The following is a 12642-nucleotide window of genomic DNA, read 5'->3' as shown; positions in this document are numbered from 1 at the left end:
TCAACGCCTTGCCAGATGGCAGCGCGAAAGATGATCTATTAACTGACCTTGGCACTGAACAAGGTCGCTTAAACGACATTGAAGTACCTGCGGTTGATAGCGATGCCTTCGATGATGCGGCTGGCTTACTCGACGATGCGAAAGCCGCGGGGGATAACGCCGAGCAGAAACTGGCCGATGCGATTGCTGACGGCAAAGTAGAACAGTCTGAAATCGATGCGCTTGAACAAGCTATTACTGATGCCCAAACTGCACTTGATGCAGCACAAGGCGCGATCAACGCCTTGCCAGATGGCAGCGCGAAAGATGATCTATTAACTGACCTTGGCACTGAACAAGGTCGCTTAAACGACATTGAAGTACCTGCGGTTAACGAAGGTCTGTTTGCTGACGCCGAAGCGGCGGTAAGTGCAGCGGAAGCAGCGGTTCAAGCGGCCCAAGTTGCGTTGACAGCGGCGAACAACGACGCCTTCATCACGCCAGCAGAAGTGGCTGACTTACAAGCGAAATACCAAGTGGCAGAAGATGCCTTAGGTGCTGCACACAACGCAGTGAATGTCTTACCAGCCAGTGATGCCAAAGATGGCTTCCAAGATCGCATTGATGCACTTGAGAACATCACCGTACCGAGCGTAAGCGAGAACTATGAAGATGTATATGACCTTGGCAGTATTGATGAAGACACAGCTATTATTTTGAAAAAGGCGGATCTGTTGAGCGGTGTAGGTGCTCATGAGTCATTATCTGTTAAGGATGTTGCTGTTGCGCCAGAGTTTGGCTCAATCACCGATAATGGCAATGGCACTTGGACCTTTAAACCAAAGGAAAACTTTGCCAACGCCTCGGCAGAGGAATCGGTTGAAATCACCTTTGACGTGACCGATGGCGAGTGGAATATTCCAGCCTCGGCAGAGGTTCATGTTGAAGCAGTCGCTGATGGCGTGAATATTGACTTGAAAGCCAATATCTTTAATGACGGTGGCACAGGTGGTGAAGGCGGCACAGGTGGTACGTCAGCGCCAGTTGATCTACCTGCTGCGCCGCCATCAACGGGTTTAATCTTCAAGACGTATAACGGTATATCCATTACTCAAAGCCAAAAGGCTACTTTTGATTCAAGCCATCTTGAGCAAATATTGGAAGGTAACACTGCTAACTCAACGGGACGCGCCAACGTTTTCACTGGTAACTTTACAGGAAGTGATGTGGCCAATGGAAAATTCGATGCGGTGTCTTATACCGGTTTGATCTACCTAGAAGCAGGGCGTGAGTATAGCTTTGAGGGCTATGCAGACGACTCAATGTTTATTGAAATTGGTGGCAACGTTCTTTCTCAAACAACGGGCAATGCTTACGGGGATTATGGTCCAACATTTACGGGTGGCGTTGGTGCTGGCTCAATTTATGTGAACAGTTTTATACCACCTGCCACGGGCTACTACACCATAGAAGCTTATTTCGCTAACTTAAATAAATCAGGTAAGTTTGATATCAGTGTACTTGAGAAGGCAGTGGATGCAGATTGGAGCACCGCCACCTCTAAAGAGCTGACAGGTGATAACTATCATTTGTATGGCAGTGCTGAAGAGCTAATTACACTGGGCGCTGAGGTCGGTACTTTTGTTGAAAGTGGCAGCGGCGATCACCAAGGGAAGTTTGGCGGTTACTTTGCTGCTGGCGTGGTTGATGAAGGGATTATCGGCAACCCAATCAAGCTGTCAGGTATTGATGTTACGCTGATTGATAATGATGGTTCAGAAACACTGACTGTGTTGAAGATCACCAACATTCCAGAGGGTAGCACCATTACCGATGGCGCCAATACCTTTGTTGCTGCAGACGGTGCTGAGTTAAATCTGATGGATAGCGCAGGCAATATTATTTGGGATTTAGACCAATTAGTATTTATCTCTAATCCAGACCTAACGGCGGCAGACTTGCCAGACGGTAAACTCAGCATTAACTTGAAAATTGAAGCCACCACCCAGGAAACAAGTAACGGGTATGAAAAAACCGTCGTGAAAGACTTGCTTGTTAAGGTGTTAGACTTTGACTCAAGTACCGCAGATTTAGACCCTGCAATTAAAAATACCGATAACCTGTTTACACATGGCACCGATGGTAACGATGTTATGTATGCAACTAACGTAGTGGCTACAGTGAATGGCGAAACGGGTGGCAGTCAAAATGGTTGGGCTATCAATTTCGATAACGGTAAACCTGGCTTAAGCATCACTAAGGTTGTGATTGATTTAAATAACTCAGCAAATAATGCAGTTCACTTTAGTGCAGGATCAAGTTCTTTTAATTATAAGAATCAATCAACGTTTAAATCGAATAGCCCCAGCCATCAGTCAATCAATGGTTCGGATTTAGTGAAAAGCTATAGCATCAGCGACTTCCAAGGAGGCGTGCTGAACAAAACTCCGCAAAAACTTACCATCGACTTTAAAGATGGCGAGTTTACCAAAGGCAAAGAATTTAACTTTGCTGCGGACACCGACACCCAAACTTCACCAAACAATAGCTTTGCAGATCAGTTAGCTGGCTCTACCATTACTATTTACTTTAGTGATGGCTCTAGCCAAACCGTTACCTACATCAATCAAGGTACCGGCAGTGGTGCTGACAGCACCTCGGAAGCCAGCTTTGCTGAGCACTACCTCAACGGTGGCGACGGTGACGATACCATTTACGGCTCAGGCGGTGACGACTATCTGGTCGGCGGCGCAGGCGATGACTACCTCGAAGGTGGCGACGGCAAGGACTATCTGCTTGGTGGTGCTGGTGATGACCAATTACACGGCGGACAGGGTGATGACACACTACTTGGTGGCTTAGGTAATGACACGATGAACGGTGGTGCAGGCGATGACATCCTTGATGGTGGTGCAGGTAACGATATCCTGAATGGTGGTGCAGGTAATGACATTTTAACAGGTGGTTTAGGTATCGACACCCTCATTTACAATGTCTTGACTGCTGGCGATGCCACCGCAGGCAATGGTAAAGACACATGGACGGATTTTGAAACACAAGACAAAATCCAGTTTGATCAGAATTTCTTTACTGGACTGCTTGCGTCTGATTTAAGTGATACTGCAAAGGTTGAGAAGTTTATTAGCGTTAGCAATGATGCAAATGGCAATGCCGTACTTAAAATTGACCGTGATGGTGACTCCGCGACTTATGGCAAAACCGACTTGCTGGTACTTGAAAACCAAGCAGGTTTAACCTTGCAACAACTACTTGATAACAATCAAATTATCATTGGTTAATATCCATAGGGTTGGATTGAGCTACGGCTTGATTTAGTCCTAAGCTAAAGAAAAGCAGTGTGCGGTGCATGCTGCTTTTCTTTGTTTTTAAATGCAGCTTGAAATGTGGCATTAGCGAATCAATTGTATCGTTGATTTTTATTGTAAATTTATCATGATCGATGTGGCACACATGGCTTTAAAATAGACAGGAATGCTGCTATAAACAACAGCAGTACAATACCTTTTTTGATTTGTAAACATAATAGAAATTCGACACTTAGACCATGAAATTAACCCAATCCAAGATATGGTTATGCTTGTTTTTACCCATATCTAGCACGTTTAGCACTGCTTATGCAGCGCCTTCCTCATCTTATTTTGATGCCAGTAAAAATAGAATTCAGCAGCTATTCGCACCGCAATCTGCAACTGCAAACCAAGTCAACTTGCAGCAGTTTAAGCAATTTCCATTAGATATTCAGTCGCTACAAGAACGGTTGCCTGTGGTGACCAGCACGGCTCAAACCACTGGACATCCCACAAAAAATGCCGCGGCGGTTAGATATATAGCCGAACTAGGCTTACAAGACGCCATTCAACAAGCGCTACAACGTCGTCCAGAAATCACCCGCAGTATTGCCACTTTGGCAGGGCAAGCCGCAAATATCGATGCAGCTAAGGCGCAGTATTATCCACAAATTTCTGGGGGCATCAGCACTGCTGACTTAACCACAGGTGAACGGGGTAGACAACTTTACAGCCTATCGGCAACCCAAGTCCTGTATGACTTTGGCAAAATTAAAAGTGCGGTCAATATTGAACAAGCCAAATTATTACAAGAACAGGCCAATGTGCTCGTGAGTATTGATGATATTGCCTATCAAACCGCCAATGCCATCGTCAATATCAACCGCTATCGGGAAATTGTTAAAATTGCGCATCAGCAAATTCAAGGCATCGCTCGAATTGCCGAAATTGCCAATTTACGTGCCCAAGCAGGGATCAGTAGTCAGGCCGACCCCGTACAAGCTCAGTCCAATGTAGAGGCAGCTCAGTCCAATTTACTCGTCCAAGAAAGTCAACTCAAGCAATATCAACAAACGCTCAGAACACTGTTGGGCTATGACGTATCCAATATACAACTGAGCCTGCCTGATACTGTGATTCGTCATGCAGGGTTATATGAAGAACCCAGCTTTAGCCAAATTCCGAAAATGATGGCGGCACAGGCTGCGGTACAAGTGGCACAATACCAAAGCCAAGAAACCAAACGCAGTGTTTACCCTAGTATTTATGTCAAAGGCAGTTTAAATCAGGCACTTAATGGAAAAAATCCCAATAATAATGAAGATGATGGCATGTATAGTTCAGTCATGCTAGAAGCCAACAGCAATTTTTTCCAAGGCGGTGCTTTACGTGCCAAACAACGCTCAGCGGCGTATGCCGAGCAGGCAGCCAAAGCCGAGGTGCAAAGCGTGTACTTAGATGTTTTAGATCAAATTCGCTTGATTCGAGAGCAAATTGATAATAAACAAAAGCAAATGGAGGTTTTAGCATTGCGAAAAAACACCACTGCCCGTACCAAAGAACTGTATCAAGAACAATATAAACTGGGCACCCGTACCGTGGTGGACTTGTTAAATTCCGAGCAGGCAATTCACAGTGCAGCGCAAGAAATTGAAACCGCCCGTTACGATATTTATGCAGGCTTAATTCAATATATTCATGTCACAGGGCGCTCCCGTGATCTTTACCAACTCAATAACACTAAAATTCAAGGGGTGGAGATTCAGCCATGAGTACCGCTATACACTACCAGCCTTGGCTACAAGCCGTTTTAACAATTGCCAAACATTATCGCATTGAAGCTTCGGAAGAGCGTTTACGTTTACAACTGGACTGGAACCCGAACCCATCTAGCGATGAGTTGGTGACTCTGATGGGGCGGCAAATTGGCCTACAGGTCAGAGCCAGTGCCTTTAGTCCCGAAATCTTAAACCCTTGGCGTTTACCTGTGCTCATTGCCATGCACGATGGGCAGGTCGGGGTGTTAGATAAACTCGATGCCGCAGGCAATGCCAGCGTACAATTTAGCGGTGACCAAGGCTTGGCACAAGTGCTCACGCTGCAACAACTGCAACACAGCATACAACAGGTCTATATTTTACGCCCTGAAAAATCGATCCCCGATGTGCGGATTGATGAATATGTCAAACCCTATGAGTCGAGCTGGTTTTGGTCAATTGTCCTGCGGGATTGGAAACGCTATATCGATGTCATGTTTGCCTCTTTAATGGCCAATATTTTGGCTTTGGCGACGGTTTTATTTTCCATGAACGTCTATGATCGGGTGATTCCAGCCCAATCGATTCCGACCTTGTGGGTGTTGGCAGGTGGGGTATTGTTGGCGGCGATCTTTGAATTTAGCATCCGTGTCGCCCGTATTTATTTGTCGGATATTATTGGCAAACGGGCCGATTTGAAAATTTCAGATCGGGTCTTTGGTCATGCGCTACGCATTAAAAATAAAGAACGTCCCAAGTCCACAGGCACCTTTATTTCCCAAATTCGAGAACTGGAAGGCGTACGGGAATTGGTTACTTCGACCACCATTTCAGCGGTGGCCGATTTACCGTTTTTCTTATTGTTCTTGGGCATTTTTTGGTTAATTGGCGGCGATTTATTTTGGGTGATGTTGGCTGTGGTGCCGTTGATGATTTTACCAGGGATTTTGATTCAAAAACCGTTGGCGAAATTGGCTGCTGAAGGTATGCGCGAAGGGGCAATTCGTAATGCCACCTTGGTCGAAGCGGTACAGGGCATTGAAGATATTAAATTATTACGTGCCGAAGCACGCTTTCAAAACCAATGGAACCATATGAATGAAGTCTCGGCAGAGATTTCGATGCGTCAGCGCAAATTGGTGGGCGTGGTTGGCGCATGGACGCAAAAAGTCCAAGGCCTAACCTTTGCCATTGTGGTTTTGGTGGGCTGTTTTGCAGTCATGAAAGGCGATATGACCACGGGAGCCTTGGTGGCCTGTTCGATTTTATCCTCTCGGATGCTGGGGCCGATTGCCCAAATTTCGGGGGTGCTGGGACGTTTGCAACAAGCCAAAGTGGCCAAAACCAGTTTGGATGAATTGATGAAAAAACCTGTCGATCAGGCGGAACATGCCCATCTGATTCATCGTACAGCTTTGCACGGTCAGTATGAGCTCAGCCAAACCCTATTTAAATATGCCGAAGATGATGCGCAAGCGACTTTGGCAATTCAAAAACTCGAGATTCGTGCAGGGGAAAAAATTGCAATTTTAGGTCGCAATGGCGCAGGGAAATCGACCCTGTTACAACTGTTGGCAGGCATGCAAGAACCTGTACAAGGCAAAATTAAACTGGATGGGGTGGATTTGGGTTTAATTGACCCTGCCGATGTGCGTCGTGATATGGGCTTGCTCAATCAAAATGCCCATTTATTTTTTGGAACGGTGCGGGAAAATCTTAAACTGGGCGCACCTTTGGCCACAGATCAAGACATTTTAACGGTCTTGAAAATGACAGGGGCTTTGGATTTTGTGTTGGCGAAAAAAGAAGGTTTAGATCATCAGGTCTTGGAAGGTGGAGCAGGTTTTTCGGGCGGACAACGTCAGGCTTTACTCTTGTCACGGCTGTTATTACGTCAGCCGAATATTGTGCTCCTCGATGAACCGACCGCAGCCTTGGATGATGTCACTGAAAAACAATTGATAAATCATTTACACACGTGGTTGGGGCAAAAAACCTTGGTGATTGCCACCCACCGTCGTGCAGTGCTGGAATTGGTGGATCGTATTATTGTGTTACAAGACGGAAAAATTGTGATGGATGGCAGTAAACAACAGATCTTGCAGCAGTCAGTTTCCAATCAGGCGGAGGCAACAGCATGAGCCAGCAATCCTCGCAACCGAACAAAGTGACACACATTGAACCGCCTTTGCCAAGTGCTAGCTTATTTATTTGGATTATTGGTATAGGTTTGTTGGTGTTGTTGGCATGGGCGTGGTTATTCCAGCTCGAAGAAGTGTCCACAGGCACGGGAAAAGTGGTGCCTTCCTCTAAAGAACAAACCATTCAATCACTTGAAGGTGGGATTTTAACCAAGCTCAATGTACAAGAAGGACAAATTGTGCAACAGGGGCAGGTGTTGGCACAGCTTGATCCGACCCGTTTGGCCTCCAATGTGGGTGAGTCGGCATCATTATTATTGGCCTCGCAAGCCACGGCTGCACGGTTGCGTGCCGAAGTGAATGGTACAGCACTGCATTTTCCTGCCGAAGTCTTAAAAGATCCCGCATTGGTACGTGAAGAAACCGCATTGTATCAATCTCGTCGTTTTAATTTAGAGGAGTCTTTGGCGGGTTTGCAGCAGGCTTTGCTGTTGGTACAGCAAGAGCTGGGCATGACCGAACCATTGGTGGCCAAAGGTGCAGCCAGTGAAGTGGAAGTGTTGCGCTTAAAACGCCAAGCCAATGAACTGCGGAATCAAATGAACGATGTCCGTAACCAATATTTGGTCAAAGCCCGTGAAGAATTGGCCAAAGCCAATACCGACATTGAAACGCAAGGACAAATTGTGAAGGGTAAGTCGGACAGCCTGAGCCGTACCGTCTTTAAGTCACCTGTACGCGGGATTGTCAAAGAAATTAATGTCATGACCTTAGGTGGGGTGGTGGCACAAAATGGCAAGCTGATGACTTTGGTACCGCTGGATGAAAAACTGCTGATCGAAGCGCGGATTTCACCACGAGATATTGCCTTTATTCACCCAGGTCAGGAAGCATTGGTTAAAGTCACCGCCTATGACTATTCCATTTATGGCGGACTCAAAGGTAAAGTCACGGTGATTTCACCCGACACCATTCGGGATGAGGTCAAGCAAGACCAGTTTTATTATCGGGTCTATATTCAAACCAATAGCGATAAACTGAACAATAAAGCAGGGCAGCAGTTTAGTATTACCCCAGGTATGGTGGCCACAGTGGATATTAAAACGGGTCAGAAAAGCGTGTTAGATTATCTGATTAAACCGTTTAATAAAGCGCAAGAGGCGTTAAGAGAGCGTTAAGATTTTGGTTTAAATCAGGTTTTTAGTAATACTTATTGGCTATTTGTTTAAGCTTTGAGGTTTGCTTAGTTTTTACCCGAGTGTTCGAAATTGCATTGAACTGCAAGCACAGTCTGTAATAGAAATGAACAATGAGCGCCACAGGCGCTCATTTTTATGGCTGTTTTTGCCTTTAAAGGGTAAGCATCCGGCTAACACAGCCTTACCAAGCGATCCTATAAGCCTTAATTTAGTTCCCACCTAAAAACAAGTGGGGACTTAATCCATGAACATGGATATATATTCAGCAACACCTCCTGTTGCTAAAAAACGCCGAAAATACAGCAAAGAATTCAAACTCAGTATTGTCAATGCCTGTAAAAATCCTAATACCTCGATCGCTTCGGTCGCACTGCAACATAGTATTAATGCCAACCTTGTCAGTCGTTGGATCAGGATCTTCAGCCATCATGAGGGTGCCGTGCAGGATCCTACTCATGTGAATCCAGCATTTATTGCTTTGCCTTACACTGCTGCAATCAGCCAACCTATTGATGAGAGGATCACGTTGTGTATCACCGTGCCTCATACGAATAATGATATTCAGCTAAAATGGCAGACATCAGAAATACCTGCCTTGGCAGAATTACTCAAGGCACTGGCAACATGATCCGTATCAATGAAATTTGGCTCTCTACCCAGCCCATGGATATGCGAGCAGGAATGGATACTGTCATGGCTCAGGTGGTGAGAGCCTTTGGCTACATCAAACCGCATTGCGCCTACCTGTTCTGTAATAAACGTGGTCATCGTATGAAAGTGTTGGTACATGATGGACTGGGCATCTGGCTGTGTGCCCGGCGTTTGGAACAGGGTAAATTTCACTGGGCTCAAGTTCACCAAGGTGAAACCGTGGCCCTCAGCCCAGAACAGTTACAGGCATTAATCCAAGGTTTGCCCTGGCAGAGAATTGGATTGCAGCAAGTGGTGAATATGCTCTAAACCAAGCTCGACCATTCTGCCATCCTCCAAACGTTCTATTTCATTCTCTTCATGACCTCAGGCATACTGCGGTCATGAATACGCTGCCTGACTTAAGCCAACTGACCCATGAACAACTGCTGGAATTCACCAGACAGTTGGCGATGCAGCATCAGTCTCTAGCACAATCAAACCAGCAATTAGATGCCAGAGTTCAACATCTTGAAGTCACCAATCAGCAATTAGATTCTAAAGTTCAACATCTTTCTATTCTCAATCAAAAATACGAGCATGAACTCGCACTATTTAAACAGCACAAATTCGGCAGTAAAAACGAACATCTCACTGCAAAACAAATCCATCTGTGGGATGAAGCGGTTGAAGAAGATATTGCCGCGGTTGATCTAGAACTGGAACGGCTAAATGCAGATAAAACCAATGCAGCGACACAGAAAGCCAAAACCAATAAACCTAAACGTCGACCACTGCCAGATCATCTACACACCATCCGTATTGAGCATGAACCTGCATCAACCCAATGTGCTTGTGGCTGCCAACTCCGTCGTATCGGCGAAGATGTCAGTGAAAAACTGCATTTCAGACCGGCAAAGTTCTATAAGGAACAGCATGTCCGTGGCAAATGGGTCTGTGATCAGTGCGACACTCTGACTCAGCAAGCGATGCCCGCCTATGTGATTGATAAAGGCATTGCTTCACCTGAATTGCTCAGCCATGTGCTGGTATCGAAGTATGCCGATCATTTGCCGCTGTACCGTCAGCGCCTGATCTATCAGCGGGCTGGCATTGATCTGTCCAGATCCACTTTATCTGACTGGATTGGTCGCTGCGGTGTGGAACTGGAACCTCTGGCTAATGCCTTAAAACAGGTGGTGTTGCAACAGCGGGTGATCCATGCCAATGAAACGCCGGTCACCATCATACGGATGGGTGAGAATGAGAAAAAACCGAAGAAAGGTTATGTCTGGGCCTATGCCACCACACAGTACAATCCAGTTCAAGCGGTGATCTATGACTTTCAGGATAGCCGTTCAGGTCAGCATGCTGAAGAGTTCCTGAATGGCTGGCAAGGCCATCTAGTCTGTGATGATTACAGTGGTTATAAAGCACGTTTTAAATCAGGTCAGGTCATTGAGGTGGGCTGCATGGCGCATGCGCGTCGTAAATTCCATGAACTGCATGTGACCAAAAAAAGTCAGGTCGCTGAACAGGCATTAGTGCTGATTCAGAAACTGTATGCGATAGTGTCAACGGCAATTTAAAACTGACCCCTTTTACCTTAAAAACAGCAAAGTAAAATTGACCCCTTTGATGATTTATTAAGACTCAATTTGTGGTTGAATTCCTACTCTCTTTTTATCTTTTAGACGATAACTTTCCCCAGATATTTGTACAACATGACAATGATGTAATAAACGATCCAACATTGCTGCTGTCAAAGTAACATCATCTGCGAATGATTTAGACCACTGGCTAAATGGTAAATTACTGGTCAAAATCGTACTGCCTTTTTCATAGCGCTTGGCAATAACATTAAAAAATAAATTTGCTTCTTCACGACCAAATGGTAAATATCCTATTTCATCGATAATCAATAACTTTGGAGCAAGTACAACACGTTGCATGTAGTTTTTTAATTTACCTTGTTGATAAGCTAGGCTAAGTTGCAACATTAAATCAGCTGCAGTAATAAACTTAGTCTTAATATTATTCATAATTGCCTTATAGCCTAAAGCCATTGATAGATGTGTTTTCCCAACACCACTTGCACCAATAAATACAACATTTTCAGCTCTTGGAATAAAGCTTAAATTAAATAGTTCAAGCAACTGCGACTTTGGAGCACCTAAAGCATAATTAAAATCATAAGCCTCCAACGTTTTGATTTGAGTAAGACCTGAAAGTTGTAAAAGAATCTGTTGACTACGTTGCTGCTTGGCTGTGTATTCATGTAATAGCATAGCTTCAACGAAATCTGCATAATTGCCATCCTTTGCTAAGGTTTGTTGTGCATGATGTGACCATTGTGATGCCACTGTTTGTAGACCAAGCTGACGGCAAAGCTGTTCAATACGCTCATACTGTAAATTCATTAAGAAACCTCCAGTAATTCATCATAGATTGATAAGGGGTGTTGAACACTCTCATGAGGTATGAGTGATGATGGGCTAACATCATCAATTACAGATTTTTTAGAACCATCATTAAATAAAGGTAATGAAGAAAAATATTCTTGTTCTTCAAGCAAACGAGTACTTGGTTTTTCTTTAGTTGTTGCATGAATGCGTTGATTTGCTGTTTCACTAAGCCATCGACCAATATAGGCATTTGCCATATCAACATCTAAGCTAAGGTCAACCATCTTTAAACTTGCTTTTAATGGCACGATAAAACTTGATTTCAAATAACTATTAAAGCGTTCCACTTTACCTTTTGTTTGCGCACGATATGGCTTACAAACACGTGGTCGGAAGTTATATTTCTTAGCACAATCAAGTAATTTAGCATTCCAGCGATGTTGACCATCTTGATAAGCATCACGTTCAATGATAATGGCCTTAGCATTATCAAATAATACATCTTTAGGAACACCACCAAAGAACTGAAAAGCACTTTCTAAGCCATCAATCCATGCATCAGAACGTTCATGATCATAAAACTTAACAAAGGTTGCTCTAGAGTATCCCAAAGTTGCAACAAATGCTTTTAATGTGGTGTGATGACGTCGAATTATTGTGAAATCAACCTGCATTTGTTGACCTGGTTGAGTCTCAAATCGCTTAATCGGCTCTGGTTGTTTAGTTGGCTTTAATGTATTGAGATAATTTTGTAGTGTTCTGATTTTCCCCGTGTAGCCTTTTTGCAAGATTTCTTGATACAACACTGCAGCCGGTATCCATTCTGGATCGGCGGCATTTACACGTTTGATTAAATACGGTTTATAAGGCTCAAGAATACTCACTTTAGATTGTGTTCGTTGATATTTAGGTGTTACTTGAGATCGTAAATATTTACGCACAGTATTTCTAGAAATACCGAGTTCGCGGCTAATTGCCTTAATAGATTGACCTTGTTGATGAAGTATTTGGATTGTCACTGCTTGCTCCAAAGTTAACATGTTGAGCAGTCCAAAAAGACCACTATATTAACCAAGGGGGTCAATTTTCAAATGCTGTTGGGGGGTCATTTTTACATTGCCGCTAACAATAGAAGCAGAACTCAGGAAAAAGACCGATGGTACAGCAGAACAGCGCCGCGAATACCGACAACAGCATAGTCAACCAGTGATGCAACAACTGTA

Annotated in this window: 8 protein-coding genes and 1 pseudogene; 7 read left to right on the top strand and 2 right to left on the bottom strand. The window is 44.4% G+C overall.

The features are described 5' to 3' along the window. The 7 genes and pseudogenes from F947_RS14765 to tnpC all read left to right on the top strand — a co-directional run. A partial coding sequence (locus F947_RS14765) for a GA-like domain-containing protein (RefSeq protein ID WP_004977012.1) occupies positions 1–3278 on the top strand: 3278 nt, incomplete at its 5' end. A 266-nt stretch (positions 3279–3544) separates the two neighbouring features. Further along, the gene (locus F947_RS13760) at positions 3545–5059 is read left to right on the top strand and encodes a TolC family protein (RefSeq protein WP_004977007.1); all 1515 of its coding nucleotides are present in this window, start codon (positions 3545–3547) and stop codon (positions 5057–5059) included. Further along, positions 5056–7185, top strand: a complete 2130-nt coding sequence (locus tag F947_RS13755; RefSeq protein ID WP_004977006.1) for a type I secretion system permease/ATPase — start codon at positions 5056–5058, stop codon at positions 7183–7185. The genes F947_RS13760 and F947_RS13755 overlap by 4 nt, the downstream gene beginning before the upstream one ends. Then, on the top strand, positions 7182–8363 hold the full coding sequence (locus tag F947_RS13750) for an HlyD family type I secretion periplasmic adaptor subunit (RefSeq protein WP_004977005.1): 1182 nt from the start codon (positions 7182–7184) through the stop codon (positions 8361–8363). The genes F947_RS13755 and F947_RS13750 overlap by 4 nt, the downstream gene beginning before the upstream one ends. A 265-nt stretch (positions 8364–8628) precedes the next feature. Next, positions 8629–9012, top strand: a complete 384-nt coding sequence (locus F947_RS13745) for a transposase (protein WP_001055585.1) — start codon at positions 8629–8631, stop codon at positions 9010–9012. Next, positions 8955–9344 (top strand): IS66 family insertion sequence element accessory protein TnpB, encoded by a 390-nt coding sequence (gene tnpB, locus F947_RS13740; protein WP_079376920.1) that lies wholly within the window; start codon positions 8955–8957, stop codon positions 9342–9344. The genes F947_RS13745 and tnpB overlap by 58 nt, the downstream gene beginning before the upstream one ends. 74 nt (positions 9345–9418) lie before the next feature. Continuing rightward, positions 9419–10585, top strand: a pseudogene (gene tnpC, locus F947_RS13735) (IS66 family transposase); the annotation flags it as partial. Positions 10586–10660: 75 nt separating this feature from the next. Here the strand turns inward: tnpC and istB are convergent. Next, entirely contained in the window at positions 10661–11434 is a 774-nt protein-coding gene (gene istB, locus F947_RS13730; protein WP_004972895.1) for an IS21-like element ISEc57 family helper ATPase IstB, read from the bottom strand. Then, positions 11434–12459, bottom strand: a complete 1026-nt coding sequence (gene istA, locus F947_RS13725; protein ID WP_004972870.1) for an IS21-like element ISEc57 family transposase — start codon at positions 12457–12459, stop codon at positions 11434–11436. Before istA ends, istB begins: the two co-directional genes overlap by 1 nt. Positions 12460–12642 lie beyond the last annotated feature (183 nt).

The organism is Acinetobacter towneri DSM 14962 = CIP 107472 (genome assembly GCF_000368785.1).
GTDB classification, from domain to species: domain Bacteria; phylum Pseudomonadota; class Gammaproteobacteria; order Pseudomonadales; family Moraxellaceae; genus Acinetobacter; species Acinetobacter towneri.
This window is presented reverse-complemented; position numbering and strand designations above follow the sequence as displayed.